The organism is Oceanobacillus sp. HCA-5259 (assembly GCF_037892815.1).
Lineage (GTDB): Bacteria > Bacillota > Bacilli > Bacillales > Amphibacillaceae > Oceanobacillus > Oceanobacillus indicireducens.
On the sequence record NZ_JBBKBV010000003.1, the window covers coordinates 79,995 to 100,716 of the forward strand.

General features: G+C 40.4%; 21 protein-coding genes and 1 pseudogene. 1 reads left to right on the plus strand and 21 read right to left on the minus strand.

The annotated features are described in order from the left end of the window. Positions 1–164: 164 nt before the first annotated feature. From WKU33_RS02825 to WKU33_RS02865, 9 genes are all read right to left on the minus strand, one after another. Positions 165–1,184, minus strand: a complete 1,020-nt coding sequence (locus WKU33_RS02825) for a DUF1646 family protein (RefSeq protein ID WP_340453102.1) — start codon at positions 1,182–1,184, stop codon at positions 165–167. A gap of 576 nt (positions 1,185–1,760) precedes the next feature. After that, positions 1,761–2,717 carry a carbamate kinase gene (arcC, locus tag WKU33_RS02830; RefSeq protein ID WP_340453104.1) on the minus strand — a complete coding sequence of 319 codons (957 nt, stop codon included), beginning with the start codon at positions 2,715–2,717 and terminating at the stop codon, positions 1,761–1,763. A gap of 363 nt (positions 2,718–3,080) precedes the next feature. Then, positions 3,081–3,728 carry a B3/B4 domain-containing protein gene (locus WKU33_RS02835; protein ID WP_340453106.1) on the minus strand — a complete coding sequence of 216 codons (648 nt, stop codon included), beginning with the start codon at positions 3,726–3,728 and terminating at the stop codon, positions 3,081–3,083. Positions 3,729–3,889: 161 nt separating this feature from the next. After that, entirely contained in the window at positions 3,890–4,321 is a 432-nt protein-coding gene (locus tag WKU33_RS02840; protein ID WP_340453224.1) for a VOC family protein, read from the minus strand. Between the two features lie 20 nt (positions 4,322–4,341). Next, positions 4,342–5,205, minus strand: coding sequence for a putative RNA methyltransferase (locus WKU33_RS02845; protein WP_340453108.1), 864 nt, complete (start codon positions 5,203–5,205; stop codon positions 4,342–4,344). A 156-nt stretch (positions 5,206–5,361) separates the two neighbouring features. Continuing rightward, complete coding sequence (locus WKU33_RS02850) at positions 5,362–6,225, minus strand: MBL fold metallo-hydrolase (protein ID WP_340453110.1); 864 nt, start codon at positions 6,223–6,225, stop codon at positions 5,362–5,364. 154 nt (positions 6,226–6,379) lie between these two features. After that, positions 6,380–7,024 carry a DsbA family oxidoreductase gene (locus WKU33_RS02855; RefSeq protein WP_340453111.1) on the minus strand — a complete coding sequence of 215 codons (645 nt, stop codon included), beginning with the start codon at positions 7,022–7,024 and terminating at the stop codon, positions 6,380–6,382. After that, positions 7,024–7,182: a hypothetical protein gene (locus tag WKU33_RS02860; protein WP_156857075.1), complete on the minus strand. Its 159-nt coding sequence runs from the start codon at positions 7,180–7,182 to the stop codon at positions 7,024–7,026. The genes WKU33_RS02855 and WKU33_RS02860 overlap by 1 nt, the downstream gene beginning before the upstream one ends. Before the next feature lie 324 nt (positions 7,183–7,506). Then, the gene (locus WKU33_RS02865) at positions 7,507–8,064 is read right to left on the minus strand and encodes a hypothetical protein (protein ID WP_340453236.1); all 558 of its coding nucleotides are present in this window, start codon (positions 8,062–8,064) and stop codon (positions 7,507–7,509) included. A gap of 98 nt (positions 8,065–8,162) precedes the next feature. Between WKU33_RS02865 and WKU33_RS02870 the strand changes: the two are divergent. Beyond that, positions 8,163–8,276: pseudogene (locus WKU33_RS02870) on the plus strand (transposase); the annotation flags it as partial. A 270-nt stretch (positions 8,277–8,546) separates the two neighbouring features. On the opposite strand, the gene WKU33_RS02875 reads toward WKU33_RS02870, so the two are convergent. The 12 genes from WKU33_RS02875 to WKU33_RS02930 all read right to left on the minus strand — a co-directional run bounded on the left by WKU33_RS02875 (position 8,547) and on the right by WKU33_RS02930 (position 20,717). Continuing rightward, positions 8,547–8,945 (minus strand): hypothetical protein, encoded by a 399-nt coding sequence (locus WKU33_RS02875; RefSeq protein WP_340453113.1) that lies wholly within the window; start codon positions 8,943–8,945, stop codon positions 8,547–8,549. A gap of 63 nt (positions 8,946–9,008) precedes the next feature. Next, the gene (locus WKU33_RS02880) at positions 9,009–9,524 is read right to left on the minus strand and encodes a hypothetical protein (RefSeq protein ID WP_340453116.1); all 516 of its coding nucleotides are present in this window, start codon (positions 9,522–9,524) and stop codon (positions 9,009–9,011) included. Positions 9,525–9,624: 100 nt separating this feature from the next. Beyond that, positions 9,625–10,233, minus strand: coding sequence for a hypothetical protein (locus WKU33_RS02885; protein ID WP_156857071.1), 609 nt, complete (start codon positions 10,231–10,233; stop codon positions 9,625–9,627). Positions 10,234–10,257: 24 nt separating this feature from the next. Then, positions 10,258–10,701, minus strand: coding sequence for a hypothetical protein (locus WKU33_RS02890; protein WP_340453118.1), 444 nt, complete (start codon positions 10,699–10,701; stop codon positions 10,258–10,260). A gap of 40 nt (positions 10,702–10,741) precedes the next feature. Further along, positions 10,742–11,188 (minus strand): hypothetical protein, encoded by a 447-nt coding sequence (locus WKU33_RS02895; RefSeq protein ID WP_340453120.1) that lies wholly within the window; start codon positions 11,186–11,188, stop codon positions 10,742–10,744. A 27-nt stretch (positions 11,189–11,215) separates the two neighbouring features. Further along, a complete protein-coding gene (locus WKU33_RS02900) occupies positions 11,216–11,635 on the minus strand; it encodes a DUF5082 family protein (RefSeq protein WP_340453121.1) in 420 nt (139 codons plus the stop codon). A gap of 26 nt (positions 11,636–11,661) precedes the next feature. Further along, positions 11,662–13,077: a T7SS effector LXG polymorphic toxin gene (locus WKU33_RS02905; RefSeq protein ID WP_340453123.1), complete on the minus strand. Its 1,416-nt coding sequence runs from the start codon at positions 13,075–13,077 to the stop codon at positions 11,662–11,664. A gap of 14 nt (positions 13,078–13,091) precedes the next feature. Next, positions 13,092–13,376, minus strand: coding sequence for a hypothetical protein (locus WKU33_RS02910; protein ID WP_340453125.1), 285 nt, complete (start codon positions 13,374–13,376; stop codon positions 13,092–13,094). After that, entirely contained in the window at positions 13,366–14,493 is a 1,128-nt protein-coding gene (locus WKU33_RS02915; protein WP_340453126.1) for a hypothetical protein, read from the minus strand. The genes WKU33_RS02910 and WKU33_RS02915 overlap by 11 nt, the downstream gene beginning before the upstream one ends. Then, complete coding sequence (gene essC, locus WKU33_RS02920; RefSeq protein WP_340453128.1) at positions 14,474–19,000, minus strand: type VII secretion protein EssC; 4,527 nt, start codon at positions 18,998–19,000, stop codon at positions 14,474–14,476. Before essC ends, WKU33_RS02915 begins: the two co-directional genes overlap by 20 nt. Before the next feature lie 73 nt (positions 19,001–19,073). Further along, positions 19,074–20,294 (minus strand): type VII secretion protein EssB, encoded by a 1,221-nt coding sequence (gene essB, locus WKU33_RS02925; protein WP_340453131.1) that lies wholly within the window; start codon positions 20,292–20,294, stop codon positions 19,074–19,076. Between the two features lie 165 nt (positions 20,295–20,459). Then, positions 20,460–20,717 carry an EsaB/YukD family protein gene (locus WKU33_RS02930; protein ID WP_340453133.1) on the minus strand — a complete coding sequence of 86 codons (258 nt, stop codon included), beginning with the start codon at positions 20,715–20,717 and terminating at the stop codon, positions 20,460–20,462. Positions 20,718–20,722 lie beyond the last annotated feature (5 nt).

A 20,722-nucleotide genomic window follows, 5' to 3' on the forward strand; every position in this document is an offset into this window, starting at 1 on the left:
TTGTCCCACTGCACTACAAAAACCCCGTATTGGATTTTTCCAAAACGGGGTTTTATCACGTATTAACGGTCTGTAATACCCCCATCTCTAAACAAAAGGGTAAACCAAAATGTCAAGGTTGGGGGATATACAGTCCGTAAATATACGTTATCTTTTTCCATTCATTAAAATGTAAATAACATAATGATGAAGTAACCAACCATTGCTACCAAGCCTACTGGTACAGCAAATTTGGCATACTCAAGACTTGTAATCTTCAATTTACCCGCAGCAATGATGTTCGGGATATTACCAGGGATGAGCATTCCACCACTAATCATCAGCCCCATTAAAATAGCTCGGATTGTCGATCCATCCATTGCAGGGCTAATTTCTGCAGCCGCTAATGTAGCGTTATCCAAAATCGCTGATAAGATGTTAATCCAGTACAAGATCAACGGACTTAAACCAAGTAAATATTTTTCAATAAACGGCTCAAATCCAGCACCTAAAAATGTTAAAGCCATAACAAATAAGTAAATCTTCGCACTTCGGATAACAATTTCCGAGTAAGATTCAGCCTCTGAGTCATCTGCTGAGCCTGATCCGTCGTACTCACCAGGAACTTTGACGGCAAAGGCTGCTGCAATACCAAAAAGTACAACAAATGGAATAACAGAAGAACCGACCAGTCTTAGAAGATAAAAGAAATCTTCATTAAGTTTGCCAACTGTAATAGTTGATAACGGTTCACCAATTGGTGTCAGTGCAGCACCAAGACCAATCGCAAAACAAGCTAAAATAACAAGTCGAATTTCCGATTTACGATCCAGTCGTAAAATAGCGACAATCGAAGCAAGAATAATTGCGGCAACAATCGCTGTAATAATACTGGAAATAAGACCTAAAATAATAACAAACAATGCAATGAAAACACGATATGGCATCGCTTTACTGATTGAAAGTGTCCCTTTATCAATTGGACCTTTAAACCAGCGGAACAAAAGACCTGCAATTAAAACAGCTATCGTAATGTTAATCGGGTGCACCAATGCTTCTTTAATGAGTGGCCAATCCAAGACTTGACTAACGAGTACAGAAGCTACCCCCATAATAAACAGGAATATTTCCAGATTTTTTTCCACCAATTTTGTAAATGGCAGAAATAGAACTAAAAGCAAAATAATGATTAATCCTACAATCATGAAGAACTCCCCTTTTCACATAATTCCAATAGTTTTCTATCTACTTCTTGCATATCTTATATGTAAACTGCTAAATGACGAACTCACGTCATACAAACCTAGCCCAGCTCCCCCCTCATCACTTATTTTAATAACACAAATAGGAGTCTGAAATGGGCATACTACGCCCTTGGTGACAGACTCCTCCTTGGTGGTGCTCTTATCAACTTTTTGGCTACTAATAGTTTAACTTACTTCGTCCAAAAAATAAAGGGCAAACTATAAATTTATTCGAAAAACGTATCTTTATGACACGAAGGGCCCTAATTCTTGCCCTATAACTATCCGTTTTCCAACGGGGCTACCGCGGTCCAGTTCAGTCGCTCCTATACGCGTGCTTGCGCTTTTGGTTCGTCTAGCTTAAGCACGCAGGAGCCGACTGTACTTCCCACGCTTCCGGTCGATAAAGTAGACTTGCCGATTGGCTTGGCCAGAGGCTTAGTCGCACTTATACCCTTGTGGTGAAAGTCAACATCGCCTCTCTGCGTTCGGCGTGTTTCCTTTATCTTCCTGCACCGCGGTCCAGTTCAGTCGCTCCTAAACGCGTGCTTGCGCTTTTGGTATTATATGTGTTCCTATTTTTCCTTGCATAGCTTGGTCGGCTTGATCAAGGGAGCAGATGATGGCGCGTTTTCCGGTTTGGGCGAATTTGATTGCTGCTTCCATTTTAGGCCCCATGCTGCCTGCTGAGAAGTGTCCTTCACTTACATATTTATTCGCTTCTTCCAACGTAACTTCGGTAAGTATTTCTTGATTGGGTTTCCCGTAATTGATATATACATTCTCTACATCCGTTAAAATCATGAACAAATCTGCATTGATTTCTTCTGCTAACTTAAAGGCGCTGCCATCTTTATCGATAACAGCATCGATCCCTTCATACGTTCCATCGTCTTTTTTTACAACAGGAACACCACCGCCACCACTCGCAACGACGATTGTTCCCATTTCCGATAATTGCTGGATCGTATTAGATCCGATAATCGACTTCGGTTCTGGTGAGGCTACCACTCTTCTCCAACCTCTTCCCGCATCTTCTTTTACCGTCCAGCCTTTGTCCGCGCTTAACTGTTTCGCTTCCTCTTCCGAATAGAAGACACCAATTGGTTTAGATGGTTCGTCGAAGTCTGGATCATCAATTGAAACTTCCGTCTGGGTTAACATGACTGTAACCGGAGTTTCATTATTTAATTTTAGCAGTTCGTTTCTTAATGCCTGTTCAAGCATATAACCTATAAATCCTTGGGATTCCGCACTGCAGATAACGAGTGGCATGGATGGAACAACATGCTTTGCTTCCTCATTCTGCCTCAAAATGTTACCTACCTGGGGACCATTCCCGTGCGTAACGACGACCGTATGTCCTTTATTAATAATCCGTGCAATGACCTCTGCACTTTTACGGACATTTTCAAATTGTGTTTCAAAGGTTGCTTCTTGCCCTGGTTGTAAAATTGCATTTCCACCTAACGCAATAACGATTCTTTCTCCCATTGTGTTTCCTCCCTAACGCCAAGAGACCAAGCAGGATAAAAAACTTATGTATCAAAATCCGAACTGTGACCCATTGACCATGCTAATTGATTTTAGTTTATACCTCGAATTTTGTCAGAGGATTTTTCCTTTAAGATATAGAATATCATAAATTCCCTTCATGCTTAATATTTTTTTGGATTTTTTATGGGAAAAGGAATAGTTGGTTAGAAAGGAAGTGCGAAGGAAGGTGGAAATGTTTCGAATAAAAAATCCACAAGCTCTTGAATCAATACAATCAAAGTCATAAAGGTGTGGAAAATGATATCCGATAAGTGGACAAAGAAAGAGAGGTCAATCTGTAGAACCTCTCTTTTTAATTTTTTATTTACTTGTCATAATAATTTCCGTCTGGATTGCTGTTGCATCTGTAAACTGCTCAAGTAACGTTCGATATTCCGCTAACCACTTTTCCAATTCTTCTTGTTCCAGGTGGAAAGCATAGATTACACTCATAACCTCCCGCTTTCCTTCCTGAATCATTGCCCGTTTACTATCGCTCGTAGGATTACCAAAGGCTCCCTCTTCATCAAATAACACGGGCAGGTTTTCAATATTAAGATCAGATTTTCCAATCCCTTCATAGCGTTCACCAGCTGGAGCCGGACGCAATTCAATCTCTCCTTTAAGAGCATGTTTATCATAAGAACCAACAGAATATCCAGAGCGAATGGAAATTAAATTATTGATTTCCACTACATTATTGATTTTATATAAGCCATTACCTTTCACAATCCGGCGCAGCATCGCTTCAGCCGCATTACGGTACTGAGAAGGAGATTTTCCTAAAGCTTTGTAAGCTTCCCGCGTCTCCCGAATATGAGGAATCTCTGCAATCTCGCTCATCTCATAGCGTGAGCCAATCTCCTTTACTGTCTTATCAAAATAACCAAGTAACCTCTCATCACTCTTCTTCACATCAACAACATAACGAACAACCCCAAGCATCGCCCCAGGAATCAAAACCCTCACCATCTCACCTCCCTATTGGGACAAAGGGTCAGAGCCTTTGTCCCATTTTTACCTCTAGTTCTTATATTGCCATAAGTTCCTGGAGCAAGACAAGGGGTCAGAGCAACTGTCCCACCAAAAGTGGGACAAGTGTTCTGACCCCAATGTCCCGATGTGTATTCTTAAAATCGTTCTTCTTCCCAGAAGTCTAGGCTTTCATCATGACTAACTTCCTGTTTCATCTGATGAATCATCCATTGGTACCCGTATGGATCAATAAATATGGCATTGGCGATACCGTAATCCGGGAGTTCAGTCACTGGCTGTATTTCCGTACAGCCCGCTTCCAATGCTTTCTTATATGTTGCTTGAATATCTTCAACTAATACGTTAAACCAGATTGTCCGCGGATCATCCGGTGTCGGGGCTTTCAACTCGAAGGTCGGATTTTCATCCAACATATGAAAGTGGACATCATAGAGACTGAAGACAACCTCATTCTCTCCTTTTGGAAAATCAGATACTTCAATCGGTTCCACATCAAAAACCTTTTCATACAACTCCAATGCCTTCAGACTATCTGTCACGACCATATCAATTTCTACGCCGCCAATCATACTACAACCACTCCTTCTTATCTGTTCTTACCAATTAAAATAGATAAATCAATCGTTATTTCAAATTGTTCCCGTTTTCGTAAATTATTAATCGATTCTTGGTCTGCATTCCAAGAAAGAGGTGACATTTTAATTAAATCATTGAGTTCCGCTTGGTTTAGCGCCTTCGTATATGTCAGTTCCTCCGTCTTCACATCAGAAAAATGCTGCTTGAAAAGGGAAATCGTCTCTTCATTCGTAAAGGAATGCTTTCGCTCATCTAAAATCGCCTCACGCAGTTCAATTAAATAGTTCTTACCCGGTACCACTTTGATCATTAATCCATTCTCTGCTAATACCCGTTTAAATTCCTGATAATTCGCTGGAGACAATATATTTATAATGGCATGAAGCACATCATTCTTAATCGGTATGTTTGCCAAATCACCAACAAGCCACATCACCGTATCACATTTACTCGCAGCGAGCCGGATCCCTTCTTTGGAAATATCGATGCCAATTCCAGTCACTGATCCTTCCTTTTGATCTAAAATTTTCGTTAAATGGGACCCCTCTCCAGCTCCCGCGTCAAGCAGAAGGGAACGTGAATGACTTTCAGTTTCTGCTTGGATTACTTCTAACAACCGTCTATGTAAGGGATCATATAAATTATGCTTCATGATGATGCGCTGCCTAGCTGCAAATAATTCCTTGTCATAATTAACCTTCATTGAACGGGTCAGCATATTGATATACCCTTGCTTGGCAAAGTCAAACGTATGCCGATTCGAACAAATCATACTTTTATGATCTACAACTTCTACCTTTCCACCACATACTGGGCAAATAAATATATTCTCATACTCATTTAATAATAACGCAGCATTTTCTTTACGGGACAATCATACTCCTCCTATAGAACGGCAATCATTCTCTAAATTTAGTTCACGTTTAACCTGTCCTAAATACATATTTTTTAAACTTGAAAACCCGCGGGTTTAAACGCGGGGGTTTCAAGGTTATTATAATGATAAAAACTTTTTACTGTCAAACAACTTCTAATGTTCACCATCCACATATCTTCCGTAATCAGGTATCGCAATTTTATCAAAGTCACTTACTAAACGTGCCAGTCCATCTGTTAGTTCCTGTCCCTCAACAGGGACTCCATGACCTGTCACTGCGACAGAAGGATTTAATTCTTGAAGCTTTTTCACAGATTCCCACGCCGCATTCCAATCCGTCGTTAAATATCTTGGAGGGCCGCTGATTTCCAATTCTTGTGTCATTACCTTATACAAGGATTCTTGTTTCACCGTGACAAAGGTATCCGCCGCAATAAGTGCGCGATCTTTTTCCCGGAACAGTGCAATTTGTCCCGGCGCGTGACCTGGAGTATGCACCCATCTCCATTCCGGCATATGCGGAACTGTACCGTCTGAAGGTAAGGCTTCTACATGACTGCCTAAATCTACAGGGTCCGTTGGGAACATAGGTGACATTTTTGCAACAAGCCCACCTTCCACCGTCCCGTCCGGATCCGGATAGCTTTGTTTACCTGTTAAAAATGGCAACTCCTTCTCGTGAGCATATACTTTCACGCCCCATTTCTCAACTAAATCAACAACAGCCCCAACATGGTCAAAATGCCCATGTGTCAAAATAATTGCTTTCGGCTTACTGTCCGCACCGAAACGCTCTTCTATTGCCTCGATTATACGGCCTGATGATTCAGGCATCCCGGTATCAATCAATACAAAATCATCCGCACCGTCACCGACCAAACAAATATTTACGATCTGGTTTGTATAACAATATAGATCAGGTAGAACTTTAACTCCCACTCCGCTTGCTATGGAATACATGGGAAGAAATTTATTCTCCATCGCATCGTGCATATCATTTTCACGATATCCGCTCATCAAACCACCACTCTCTTGAAATGTTCCGGTTTCTTGCTACTCGAAACCGCCATAATTATTATTTGTGCAGACAAAAAAATTATGTATAGTGATGATATCTTTATAAGCTAAAAGAAACGAAAAACTCGTAGCTTTTCGTTTCTTTTCTCCTTATTTATTGTTCGTTCTCTTCCTGCCAGACTTGTTCCAGCACTTGTTTAAACTGAGCAACAGGCTGTGCACCCGACACCCCATATTTATTGTTGAACACATAAAATGGAACACCTTGAACACCAACTTGACCGGCTTCTTGGATATCCTGATTTATTTTTTGCGTATAGCTTTGATCCTGAATGCTCTCGCGTGCCGCTTTTCTGTCAACACCGACTTCAGCAGCTAAGCGCCCAATCGTATCTTCATCACTAAGCAGTTCCGCTTCAGCAAAATGTGCTTTATAGAAGCGTTTGAAAAATTCATTCCCTTTCCCTTGTTCTTTCGCATATTGGAAAGCATGGTGAGCTGGAATAGTACTTGAAAATTTCGCAGTATCATAATCAATGGTAATCCCAGCATCATTCGCCATGTTTACAACGTTTTCAAACATTCCTTTCGCCTGCTCAACAGACGTCCCCTTTAAATCAGCAAAAGTCTCATGATAATTCTTATCAGGATTGTGAGCTGCATCTGGTGAGAGAAGGAAGCTCTTATATTCGATTTCAACTTCATCCTTGTGTTCAAATTCTTCCAATGCTTTTTCTAAATGTGCCTCACCGATATAACAAAACGGACACATGAAATCAGACCAAATCGTAATCTTCATTATTTCTTCTCCTTCTCTTTATTCACCGGACCGCATATTCCAGTTTCCATATCACAGACGAATCCACCCGAGGCACCAAGCTCAAACCCTTCTAATTCTTCAAGCGGCTTCAACTCAATTGGCTTTAATTTTGGCGTTTCCGTTACTTTTTTATCCAATGCTTCCCCTCCATTGATTTATTAGACATTTAATAATTGTTCAAGCATGAGTTTTAATGTTCTACTTTTAGTATAGATTATGTTCGCCAGGGAAATACAGTAATGCGCTCAAAAAGCTTGCCATGGGTTAACTGCAAGCTTTTATTAAATGTGATTTTTTCTAATTTCCATACCATCTTGGTTATAAAGTGGTGCTTTGTTTAAAATCATTAACTTTGATTCTACATTTTCAGTCTAACGATACTTCCAATCGGTAAAATATCTATTTATAAATTACTCCTTTTTTATCTTCCATTTATACATATGTCAAGACTTATGGCGATTTTATTTTATACTTATTTCATTGCTTATTTCATTTTCTATAAACCCTTTTAGCATCTTTAATCTCCTGAAAGGCTTCATAAAAAATATTATAAATAGAGCAGAAATACTGAAACAACCAATTAGTAACGGTTGTATCCTGTTAATTGAAAAAAACAAAGCAAAACATAGAATAGCCACGATTACTCCAAATAGACAAGCATAGATTTCAATACGAAATTGTTTTTTTGCTTTCATAGCAAATTCCCGCAAAGTAGGAGCATCGAATATAACTTTCCGTTTTGTATCCTGAATATAATAGTTATCGTAAATCACTTTTGCAATGATGTAGCCTATTATTAAAGCTGCTATGAATAATATAATATTTATGAATGGTCCTTTATAAACTTGGTAAATACGATCAAGATACTGTGATCCAAATAACACTGCCAGAATTACGAGATAAAACATTGCAAATGACTTTTTTCCATGTTGTAATTTATACATATGGCTATTCTCATGATCATAAAAAAGAGTATACAGCTCTTTCTCTCTATAAAAAGGAATTAATTTATAATTCACCATTTCACTCCTCAAGACTCTCTTATCAACTAAATACAGAACCTAGATTACCAAAGAATCCAGAAACGGCTTCTCCTATTTCTTTACCCGTCTCACCAAATAAAGATTGGCTTGAACTCGTGTTTCTTTCACCGTACAGCCCCGGACTTAATCTAATTGAAGGCTTATGGAAATGGCTGAAAAAACCCTTAATTAATAATGTCTTTTTTTCCCAAACGTACAGAAAATAGCACTGAAAGCAGAAAATTCATCAATGATTTTAATTAGTATCCGGAGACAATCATCAATTGGCTCCGTTTACAGCAATGATGTTAAATTCAACTTATATAACTACATTTTTGGTATTTGCTATATCTGAAATGATTGTATTTTTTCGATGATACAATTGGTTAAACGAAGACACCCATTCCCTTACCCTACTCAGGTATTTTCAAGTAAGCTGTATGTCCCGCTGAAACCTTTAAAGTCATGGCAAAATCAAATCAGATCGAGTTTTGCAGGTTCTTCATTCCGGCCGCAAGAACAATATGTACCCCAGCAATGATATAAAACACGCCGGCCCCCATAATCGGTAAAGCAGGGAACCCCAAGAGTATCAACGTGATTCCATAACCCTTTGTCGGCATGACAGAAACTTTCTTGCTGATGAAGAGCCCTGCCAGACCTAAAACAACCAGATAAAATAAAATCCCCATCCAGAATAGAAAAGCTGACGGGTAGCTGGCCATCTCCCATAGACTCACGAAGTATTGTTCTCCATTCAGTTTAAGGGCTACTGGTGTCACCATGCTAATGAAAAGCATGACACCAGCGATAGCTAAACAAATGATACCGCCGATTCTTGATAATAATTTTCCCGTGCGTACATTCTTATCCTTCATAAGAACTCCACCTTTATTTCTGAGATTACTTTTTATTTCCGACTTTTACTACATCCTCTTCACTCATCTTCTAGATGATCCGCAATTACTTTCCACATACTTGGAACCCTCATGTTTCTTGAACATACCTGCTTCACGGAAAATTTTCCGGAAATGAATCGTCATCATCACCAGGCTTGCGGCAAAGAGAACATATCCCGTCCCAATCAAGTATGGGGCAGCGGTATAAAAAACAGACCAGTGAATATTGCCCGTGACAAGGGCATCGATATAATCATATTGATAGATTTGGAAAAAAATTAACGCACCGCCACCGATATACATCATCACCATCAACAAAATATAAGGGATTTTCGAGTGAGTATTTTTCTCAAAATCAACCGCAGCTTTCACCAGTATATGATTAGCCCCCTGCGCTTTCCTGTTCTTTCCGAATGAAATGATCTTCAAAAATAGATTGGGGATGAATACGAGCAACATGACGAAGATGGAAATGTATCCAATCGGAAGGTTGTAGAGGCTGATTCCATTGATTATTAGGCTTAAAAAGGCTGTAGATAATACATATCTTGCTTTCATCCCGCACCTCCATTTCTGTCTACACGGCATACCTTGTTTCGATGTACGCCATATCGCTTTGTTGAAAAGAGCCTCACTTGCTGTGAGGCTCTATCAATGTCTACTGATCTACCGTTTCAAAGTTGAAGTTGTTAAACTCCATCACAAGGTTTTCCTGACTGATGGTGTTCATCACATCGATTTGCTCTTGTGAAGTGACTGGCAGGAAAATTGGTAATGCTGCATTAGTTTCTAACACTCCTGCATTTTCCTCATCCAATGTGACTGGGAAGTCCTCCCAGACCATATCACCTTCTGTGCTGCCTAACGTGATATCAAACGTTATATTTTTCACTGGTGAACCGAGCCGATTCACTCCCAGGAACAGCATTTGCTGATTCCCCTCCGCATCCTCCACCATGGAGACCGATAGCAAGGAAAAGTCATTCGGCGTACCAAACTTCGAATTTTCTTTAACGAATTCATTCAGCTCCTGATAGATCTCACTATTTTCAATCGTGACTCCTGCCTCTTCATCCACTTTCGTCACTTGTAATGTCAAATCTTCTACTTCTCCCTGATTCCCTTCTGATTGTCCGTTACTTTCTTCTACCTGCTCCGTGGTCTTTTCCGTCTGTCCGCTGTCGGATTCAACTTCTTCCGTATCTCCATCGGTACAAGCGGATAAGAATAATACTCCGACTACTAGGATACCAATTATCTTCTTCATACTTCCTATCTCTCCTAAGCTTCATTATTTATCAATGAAATAATGATATAAAATTTGGTCTAACGTTCCCTTTTGCACCTTTCCTTCAGCGAATGTCTTCACTTTAAAGAATCCAAACAGGCCGACGAAAAAGATGATGGGAATCATAAATATAATACAGCTGACACGATTCATTACAATCAGTCTCCGCAGTTTTTCATCTGCAATATCTTGCTGCTTCGTTTCCTTTAAAAAATCCAGACAGGAGAACCAAGTGATCAGGTAGAATACTAGAATAATCGAAAAGCCGATACTTAAGCCAATCTTCAACACCTGGATGGAACCCTCATATGTATCCGGCAGGAAAACTCCTGTTAAAGCAGTAATAACCACCGTTAGTGCAAATATAATCGGAATAATGATGCCTAGACGGGCAGCCTTCCTGGACGATGTGATTAATAGAGTCCATAGTTTGCTTTCATCTGTCATCTTACCGGCTCCTTCTTACGCTTGTTTCTCGTGTCCCCCATTACTGAATGACCTGAATATCATCAATCCTGCCGGCGAGTTCTGTTGCCTGATACAACCGTTTCTCTTCTGGCATTCTTTCTGCCGGTACTTTTACGTGGATGATGAATCCTTCTTTATGTTTGATTTCCCCTAAAAACTCCGGCGGGAATTGAAAGTCCATTTTTGGAAATGAAGCTTCATTATTTTCTTTAAGTTCGATGTGCAAACTTCCTTTCAACGCTTTGATAGGCGTGCCGGAATGATTGACGAACACTCCGGCTACAGTCATCGATTTATCGATAGGTTCATAGTTTCCACGTAAAATCACAAAATGAACCGCCCCTTCTTTAAAGCGGAAGTCGTTCTCATCAAAGAATTTTTGTACATCCACTACTTCTTGTTGGATGTCGGGATTTTCCATTTGCTCTTTATGCGCTTTTGCAAGTACGATTTTTATTTTCTCCAACCTTCACACCACCTTGATCAGATAAGGTCAATTCAATAGATTTGAAATTTTTGTAGATAGCCAATTGATTGCAGACTTGATATTGCCAATCAATCCTTCGGTACTATAAACTTCATTTTGTAATCTCATTCTTTCATTATTTAAATTGTCTAAGTTATCATCAACCTTTCTGATATATTCTTTTAAACTGGAGGAATATAAATCAGCCTTCATGTCATCTTGATACTGTTCGTATAATTCTCCTTGCCATAAATCATAGGATTCATCAGCGAGTTGCTTGAATTCGGAACGATGCTCCCGAAGGTCACTTTTGAATTGGATAAAATCCTCGATAATCTGGTCAATTTCCGCAATTTTACCTTGCAATACTCCCAATTCATTCGTGCAAGCTTGCAGTTCTTGCTCTTTTCTACTGTAATCTGTTCGCAGTGACTCTATTTCAGACATTCCATTCACCTCAACTTTTTATCCATTTACCAAGGCCATTTCCAATTCAACGTTGGATACTGTAGATCTAGCTTCACACCTAAACCAAATGACAGGTCGATTTTCAGTCTATCCGCATGCACATCCACTACCTTCGTTTCAAACACTTTTGTGCTTGATGCTTCCAGTTCGGCACTAACTTGTTTTCCAACACTTCCTGCTATATCGACACCGAATAAGGACATTTGCGCGGAGTTGTCCGTTTTATAATCCTTCGCTGAACTACTGATATCTTTAACGCCAAAAAGTTCAATTCCAGCATTAGCTTCAGCCTTCCACAACGCTCCACCCCCGCCAATGTGGAACTTATACTCCCCATTGTCATCTTTCGGTTGAATGACAAAGTGGGCGTCCCCTGAAAGAGCCTCCGCGCTGGCACTGACATGTCCATTGAAGTTTTCCGTTCCTAGCATTGCTGTTCCTTCTAATTTTGCAGCATGCCCCTCCGCATTTAATGCGATGCCATTCCCATAGGAGACATCCCCTTTGACTTGACCTACACTCACCGTGCCATCTGCTGTCAAATAGTCCGTCACCTGTGCATGACCATTTCCCTGATAGACACCAGCCCCTCCTTGAAAAGTTGTCACACCATTTTCCACTTTATGGGAACCATCGGCGTAAAATAGTGCATGATCATAGGAAGCAAAGACATCTCCATTTACCCCAGCTACCCATTGGTCTTCATAAAAAGCATGTCTAGTCGTTTCTGAAACAAAGGGATCATCCTCAACCATATCAGCAAATGCTGCAGTATTCTCATTGGAATACCACGCTTCACTTGTTATATCCCCTATCTTATCATAATTGATGCCGTTTTGATTACGATAAACGGTGGATAAATCAGCAATCTGCTGCTTCAATGTTTCCACCCGTTCGACCAGACGGCTTAGATCATTAGCTGCTCTACTGTCTGTCTGACTCAATTCCTGTTTAAACGTATTCAATTGCTGAATCGAATCACGGTAGCCGGCTTGAACCGTCTGACTAGGCAAATTAGTCGTTGCGATAAATTTAGACGCTCTACTCAAGAGATTTCCTGATTTCCCGTCAAGCGCATCAAAAACGTTGTTCGAGTTCTGTACCTTTTCCGTTACCCTTTCCAGCGTATCGGTTTCTACTTTTCCAGAAGCATGGCTTTCAAAGTCTAAGAAGATTGTCTCCATTTGATCGACGGCTTGCCGGATCTCCTCGGCAATGTTGATGATCTTCTGGGTCAAATTCAAGTGCACCAAATTCATATAGGTTCTAAAGGAATCACCTGTGGTTCCTCTCAAACTGAGTGTATTCGCTAAAACAGTTGCTGTTTTAAATTGTTCATAGGCCACTTGGGAAATCGTATCCTGGTAGTCGGCCATTTTCTCCTTCATTTCACTGATTTCCTCATTAATTAATCTTGACACTGGTTGTCACCTCCCTATCCGATATCGTTTGCAATCATCTCATCTGCTTGTACCCACATTTCTTTCAATCGCTTCAGCTCTGCCACATCTTTTGTAGACAGTTCCACATAATCATCGACACAGCTTTTATATGTCTCAATAACTTCCTCCAGGGTATCCATCGCATCCAATAAAGTTTGCCGTTTAACCGCTGCGACATCAAATTCATTGCTTGATGCTATTTTCTCTGTTGTGCCTTTAAAGGCGTCTACTTCTGAATCATAACTCGTCGGATCAATGAATATTTCGTTAGCCGACATACCTATTCTCCCCCTTATAATAATTCAGATAACCTTCTCTGATTTTATAATCTCTTTCCTGCAAGAAGAATTTGATTTGTTCAGGATGCATCTGTTGGATAGCTGCCATCCATTGATAGATATCCACTCGGTCAAAGTACATCTTTCCTGCCATCAAGACGAATTGTTTTGGTTGGGAACTCACCATTCGATTGATCTTCTCCGCAATAGCGAACTTACCTGCATCTATACTTTCGTCTGTCAAACAGGCATAGGCATCTTGCTTATATTCTTTTAACGATGTTTCGAAATAAGTTATTGCCGCGTCCACTCGGTCAACATGCACTTCATATCTTCCGTTGAAAAGGACTTCCCCAATAATCGAAAGTACCGCATGCTCTATGCTTAAATCGATATTGGTCGGATGTCTTTCGAATTTAATAGCGCCGCATTGATAGCTGCCTTTCGATGCTTTTTTCAAGGTGACGTCCTGCTCGTATTGCCAATTCGATAGGGAGTAAATTCCCTGTACATCCTTTTTCTCGTGATTTGGTACTGTCAGCTGTTCCAACTCGGCGGCCGTTCCATCACCATGGACAAACAGGAACATATTATCCGCAAAACAGAGGTGGCTTCGCAGCAATTCAATCTGCTCTTTATTCAGGCCCATTAAATCGCTGGAAAGTTGATTCATCTCAAAGTTCTTGTTCGCATTTGTAAATTCCAGCATTTTCATTCGCCCGCGGAATTCCAAATTCTTGTAATTCTCCTGATAACGCTCCATCGTATCCTTCTTCTCCTGCATCAGCCTTTCCCAGTCGATTGGGATGAGAAACAGTTCGTTGAGGAGTTGCTGGATTTCTTTCTTATAGTGCTCAGGGTCTGACTCCCAGTAGAGGCTCATAGAATTCATCGTTGTACTGCTTGCGACAGGGATGTCGTATAACTCATTCATCCGTGCCTTCACATAGTTGACGTACACTTTTGCCGCGGCAGAGCCGAGCAGGATTTCCTCCCCGTCGACCTCTGCCCTTCTTAATGCAAAGCCTGCTCCGATGTTCAGTGATATCGCCACTTTTCCATTTAAATCAGCTTGATGGTAACCGATCGATAAATCATCAACTTTCAACATGTTCATATATCCTGCCTCCTTTTTTGGCTGTTTTGACTTTCATTTGTAAATTATTCTCAATGTAATACGCTTCGTAAGGTTCCAGATTCTTCTCATACAATATCCGATTCGACACGGAAAAGAGATTTTGATTCTTCAATTCGGTGAACAAGATGGACGAACCTGACTCACGCAGGAACTTCGATATATCATCATACCCTTCAAATGACGTGATTTGTCCCGCAAATACAAAGGAGATGTTGAATTCCTTCGCTTGACGTAAAATCGTAAGGAAACTGTCCTCTAGCATGCGGTCCAATGTATTCTTGATGATGGCATAGTCCGTGATAAAGATAACAACGGGATTCATTTCCTTAAGTAGCGCACTCTGTTCATCTAAAGAAGCATTATTTTTCCTTAATTCACTCATCACCTTTTTACGTTGATGGAAGCCGGATTCGATATGCTGGAAAGTCTGTTCGAAGTATTCCTTCCCGACCCCATAACTGCATCCAGTCTGGTTATAGGAAACATAATTGTACTGTTCATTATCTATTACGATGACTTCTGTCTCCTCCTGCCCGATATAAGCGTCGATGAGATTGCCTACCGTATCCGTCACTTTCGCATGACTGTCTGCTATCACCTTCAGTGGGGATTCTTTTTGCAGACGGATTCGCACAGGCTGGACATCTATCGTATCAACTGCAATGGATACATCCATTTCGTCAAATATCTCTTTCGTTTCTTTCCATTGTCTAAACTGTTCAAAATCGAGAACTTCTGGGACCATCGGGATGGCCTTCGGTCTTTCTCCTTGCCAGCTTCCCCCCATTTCCTTCGCCAACCCTTGGATATTAGCAATGATCTCCATTGGCTCATATCCCCGTGCAGGCAAAGCGGCCTGAAACAGCACTGGATCCTCCAGTTTAATTAGCCCACGACCCGGTATCTCCTCATGCTCGATATCTGTTCTACCAACAATCGAGCGCACTTCTGACGTTTCAATCAAGTATAACGGCACTTGGATTTTGATATTCGATAAGAGTGGCATTCTCATCGCACTCTGTCTGCCGGCACTGATGGCCAAATTCAATCCGAGACTTGCACCTTCACGGGCGATTTGTGTAATGAGCTTTTCAAATCCTTCCGCATCAGCCACATCTCGGACCGAATCATAGTTATCGATGACGATAAAGATATTCGGCAGCACATCTCCGCTTGCCCGTTCATACATCTCCAGATTAGCGACTCCGATGTGGCTTAATTTTTGTTTCCGCTCCTTGATAACTTTCGTCAGCAAGCGGACGAATTTGCCGATTTTTTCCTCGTCATCCGTCTGAATCGTATCCGCCACATGCGGCAAATTCTTCAACGGCAACAGCCCATTTGTGCCAAAGTCCAGTAAATACACATGTAAATGTGCTGGGTTATGCTGGAGCACCAAGTCGATAACAACCGTTTGCAGGAACGTTGATTTCCCGTACCCTGGGCTGGAGAAAACAGCAATATGCCCATCTTTTGACAAATTCAGTTCGAGAGGCGATTGGGACTGTAATTCCGGCTGATCCAACATTCCAATGGTTATGTTCAATGGCTTCTTAGCTTTCTTCCATTCCTCTTCGTAATCCAATGGATGCAGATCCTCAACGAATATTTGCTCAGGAAGTGGCGGCAGCCATGGTCGCGACAGCTGTTCGATGTCCTCTTTTTTGGCATAATCCGCGATATAATCAATGACAGCTTCAAGCTCTGTTGGTACTTTTTCAATGTTTTCCTTATGATCAAGCCCACTTAAATCCTCCGTTAAAATATCGTACTGACCAAGCTCGTTGATGGCATAGATTGTCGTATCAATGTACGCATGATTATCTTTATCTGGTACATAATCGGCACCACTAAATGCACTTTGGAAAAGCTCATAGATCTCATTATTACCAACTTGCAAATATGCACGTCCAGGTAATGTAATCTCCGCGGCATCTGGTGTTTTTAGAATTTCATTGGAATCTCCTTCATTTTGCACTTTCAAGGCTAGCTTAAATTTAGAGTTCGACCAGATTTGGTCATCCACCACACCGCTTGGCTTTTGCGTTGCTAGGATTAAATGGATTCCTAACGAACGGCCAATACGCGCCGTTGATACAAGTTCTTTCATAAAGTCTGGTTGTTCGGATTTCAATTCAGCAAACTCATCGGAAATCAAGAATAAATGTGGCATCGCTTCACTAGCTTCACCTTGTTTATAAAGCTTTTGATACTGATTAATATGGTTCACATCGTGTTCTCCGAAGAGCCTCTGTCTCTTCTGTAATTCCGCTTTAATAGAAGCAAGTGCCCGCATCGACTGGGCGGCATCCAGGTTCGTAATCGTTCCAACAAGGTGGGGCATGTTTTTAAATAAATTCGCCATTCCCCCGCCTTTATAGTCAATTAACAAAAAGGCTACTTCATGCGGGTGGAAGTTTACCCCTAGCGAAAGGATATAGGACTGAATAATTTCCGACTTACCAGAACCTGTCGTACCTGCTACGAGCCCATGCGGACCGTGTGCCTTTTCATGCAGGTTCAGCTGAACAACATCCTCTTTTCCTCTTAATCCAAGTGGAACCGCTAGACTTTTATATGTTTCATTCGCCTTCCAGCGCTGTTCGATAGCTAGTTCCTCCACGTTCTCAACCCCGTACATTTCCAGGAATGTAACACTTTCAGGGATGGAGTTTTTTAAGCTTTGTAAATGATTAATCGGTGCCAATGCCCGGGAAACATCTTCCTTATTAAAATCTCTTCTAAAGTGATCGAGTGTGAAACGTTTGTTAACAAGTTCTGCCTCTTCCAGGATGATATTCCCGTGTTTGGCATCCCGAATATCAATGACTGTTTTCACATGCTCCGGTAAGGAATGCATCACATCTTGGACAAAAACAAGAGAGACACCATACTCACTTGGATCTTCGTTAAAGAATTCCATAATCGTGTGGTCCAGAATCATTTTTTCATCCGTTATTAATACAACGAAATGTGGGGTAAAATACGTCTTTTCATTGCTATTTTCTTTATCATCCAGAATAAGTTTTCGCTCTTTCAGAATCTGATACATTGTGTTTAGCACTTGATCCCTTGAACGCTCATGGTATACAAAACCTCGGACATTTACATCCCTCATGCTTGCATGAGGTAGCCAGCGCATCCAATCCCATTCATGCTTCTCTTCTTCCGGAAAAATAGTAATAAACTGCAAATCATGGTAACTATGAAAGATGGAAAGCTGCATGACCAATAATTGGAGCTGCTCTAAAACCAATTGCCTGTGGCCGATATACCCTACTGGACCTTTCATTAACGAGGTCACAATCGGAACATTTTCGATTCGTTGATATTGGGAAAGCAATTCACGTGCTTGATCGACCAATTCATCTTTTTCTTGAGTAAACTCCTCTTCATTAAAATTAATTTCAAAACTCGATTCCACCTCTCCAAGGCCAGTGCGGAAATATAAAAAGTCATGATGGAACATGGTTTTTTCATACAACCTTGATTCCATATTAACTGCCATATTACGGATTTCCTCTATGTCTGGATAATGGTAATTTAATGCATGTCTTTGTTCTTCACTCGTTTGATAAAGTTCCTTCGTTTTCCGTTGCAGGTAGTTTTTATAGGTATCTTCTCTTTCTATCATATCTCGTTTATATTTACGTACATTCTTCACGTAGGATGTAATAGAGAATATAATCGTTGTTACCGTGACAGCAAGCATCACGATGATATAAATTCCTCTAGGATTTACAAATGAAATAAGTACAAGAGCCACAATCAATACAAGGGATGGTACAATTGTACGTGCTAGCTGTTCACTCGGCTTGGATGGCTTGTTAGACGGTTTCGCTAACTCCTTCTTTTCTTCCGGTTCTCTATAAATGATCCTGGGTGAACGATGATAATTCGGGTAATCTCCTTTGTAGGGATGTTCAACTTCCGGAAGGGTGACGAGTTTAGTTGTAACCTCTCTACCGGAGTCTATTAACTGGATTTCTTTCTGTCCAATTATCAAATAAATACCATTTGCAAATAAATGATCTCCGAAATGCACGTGGACATGTTCACTTACGATAGAGAAGTTATGATAGACGTTTCCCTTTTGAACATTCAATGTGAATTCCTTATCATCCGCTTGTTTAATCAATACGAACTCAGTTTGAAGTCCTTCTATCCTAATATCAGCGTATGCATCGCCACCAATGGTAATCGTGTTTTTTCCAGTAATATCATAAATTTTTCTTTTTTCATTATCGAGTAAATAAAACTCCATCGGTTCACCTGAAACAGACTGTTGCCAGTGGTCATGCCATTTATTTCCCTCTATTTCACAAACAGACCCGTTCCAATTCACCTTGATTGTCTCGTTTATATTTGTATATGTAATGTCGTCGGTCCAAGCATTTCCAATTGTAATATCTCTTGAATTGTTGTCTGTTAAATGGCATTTATGCAGTTGGTTGCTATAGGTTAACAGGAGTAATTTCTGTGCCATCCTTTTCTTCCTTTCCTCACGCGCCCGCCCTTTATCTTTCATTTGAAATCTCTAACCATACTGTCCCGGCGAGCTATTCATCTTCTTCTATCTCTTCTTCTGCTTCGCCACTACTGGATTCATCAGTGTCTTCTTCATTCAAATTATATTCTTCCTGGTAACGGTCCAGCTCATCCTGAAGCTCATTCAGCCGTTCTTCTCGTTCGGAGCCGGTTAATTCCGGATCGTTTCTTGCTTCTTCAATTTGTTTAATTAATCCGTACATAATGAGCTGCACATCATCTATGTACTTTGCCTTTTCTAGGGACTCTTCAAATTCTCCGCGTCCATTATAAATCCAGTATAGTAAATAGTCCGTATCACTCTTTAAGCTAACATTTCTTAAAATAACTTCTTTTTCCCTATCTAATAAGTTTTCTACATGGATATAGGAATCGGCAAGGATATACTGCGTTTGGAATGGAAGTTTTTCCGGGTCCTCCGCGCGTAATATCGAAATGATTTCTCCGTAATTTGATGACAAGTACTTACCATGCGCTTCCAGCAACTTATCCTGATAAGGACTTTTAACTAATCCATAATAGGCAAGCGGGGTGGCGAGTAACACGGATACAAGAATCATTATGATTGCTAGTTGTCTAAAAAGGCGAAACTTTTTTGATGAGACTAAGACTTGCGTTCGTTCCGTTTTATTTTGTTCTTCTCGATACGTTTCAAGAAGGAATGTCTCTAGCTGTGCAAGACTTTCCATATCACGCACCTGGCGCTGGAACTCTGTATCATCGGCATTTCTTAATGAACCGTGATAAAGTTGATCAAAATCATATTTTTCTGAGGTAAGTGCAATAATGTAGCATTTAAATTGCTTTAAAAAAACTGCTTCATCTTGCTCAAAGGGCGGTATTAAATTTCTAAGTCCCCGGTAAGTAACAACCGGCATTAGATTATCATCAAACAAAATCATTTCCGGGTGAAGTAATAAAGTAATTCGCGTGGATAGAAACCGCTCCAATTTCGCCATATTACATAATAAACGCAGCTTTTCGTTGAGCTTTAATTTACGGATAGTCTCCCAGTTTTTTTGATTTGGCTCTATTGTAATATGAAATAGGAACGCATCTTCTTTTTCATCTATTTCCATAGGAGCTAAATAATCAGAGGGCACCTTTAATAAATCCATTTGTCGAATGTCCTCGATTCTCGTTTGCGATTTTGGCACCTGTACATACCAGCCATTTTTATCCTGTGAAAGATGAAGGGTTACATCTTCCATTTCTATTGTTTTTTCCTGCATTGCTATTAACTCCTTCTTTATACGGTGAGACGTTCTTTTTCTTGTAAAAAGACTCATTTATACAGTCAAGCTAAATGCGGTTAACCTTAACTACATAAATGAATCTCCATCAACAGAGTCGTCATCCGCTGATGGATCTCCATTTAGTTTTGGAAACGAATATCATTATAAGATAAGAAATACATCACCATCTGTTACGGGATAATCGCTAAGATTGTCTTCATCCGTGATTAATAGGCCTTTCGTTAATACCTTAATCATACTTTTTGCATTGGTACTGTAATCTATATTTAGTGCTTCCATAATATATTGCATTAACTGCTTTACATTTAATTGAACAGGAATACGTAAATCGTATTGTTTTCCATTCTTTATTCGTTTACTGAAATCAACGGTAACATTGATATGTGTAACTTGAGCCATTTTTT

Bases quoted from the DNA above. Each gene is read 5' to 3' on its own strand.
- WKU33_RS02855 (WP_340453111.1), bottom strand. From the start codon at position 7,024: ATGAAGATTACGATTTGGTCTGATTTCATGTGTCCGTTTTGTTATATC.
- WKU33_RS02880 (WP_340453116.1), bottom strand. From the start codon at position 9,524: ATGAAAGCAAGATATGTATTATCTACAGCCTTTTTAAGCCTAATAATC.
- arcC (WP_340453104.1), bottom strand. From the start codon at position 2,717: ATGGGAGAAAGAATCGTTATTGCGTTAGGTGGAAATGCAATTTTACAA.
- WKU33_RS02825 (WP_340453102.1), bottom strand. From the start codon at position 1,184: ATGATTGTAGGATTAATCATTATTTTGCTTTTAGTTCTATTTCTGCCA.
- WKU33_RS02885 (WP_156857071.1), bottom strand. From the start codon at position 10,233: ATGAAGAAGATAATTGGTATCCTAGTAGTCGGAGTATTATTCTTATCC.
- WKU33_RS02850 (WP_340453110.1), bottom strand. From the start codon at position 6,225: ATGAGCGGATATCGTGAAAATGATATGCACGATGCGATGGAGAATAAA.
- essC (WP_340453128.1), bottom strand. From the start codon at position 19,000: ATGGCACAGAAATTACTCCTGTTAACCTATAGCAACCAACTGCATAAA.
- WKU33_RS02890 (WP_340453118.1), bottom strand. From the start codon at position 10,701: ATGACAGATGAAAGCAAACTATGGACTCTATTAATCACATCGTCCAGG.
- WKU33_RS02900 (WP_340453121.1), bottom strand. From the start codon at position 11,635: ATGTCTGAAATAGAGTCACTGCGAACAGATTACAGTAGAAAAGAGCAA.
- WKU33_RS02915 (WP_340453126.1), bottom strand. From the start codon at position 14,493: ATGAACATGTTGAAAGTTGATGATTTATCGATCGGTTACCATCAAGCT.
- WKU33_RS02930 (WP_340453133.1), bottom strand. From the start codon at position 20,717: ATGGCTCAAGTTACACATATCAATGTTACCGTTGATTTCAGTAAACGA.
- essB (WP_340453131.1), bottom strand. From the start codon at position 20,294: ATGCAGGAAAAAACAATAGAAATGGAAGATGTAACCCTTCATCTTTCA.
- WKU33_RS02910 (WP_340453125.1), bottom strand. From the start codon at position 13,376: ATGTCGGCTAACGAAATATTCATTGATCCGACGAGTTATGATTCAGAA.
- WKU33_RS02875 (WP_340453113.1), bottom strand. From the start codon at position 8,945: ATGAAGGATAAGAATGTACGCACGGGAAAATTATTATCAAGAATCGGC.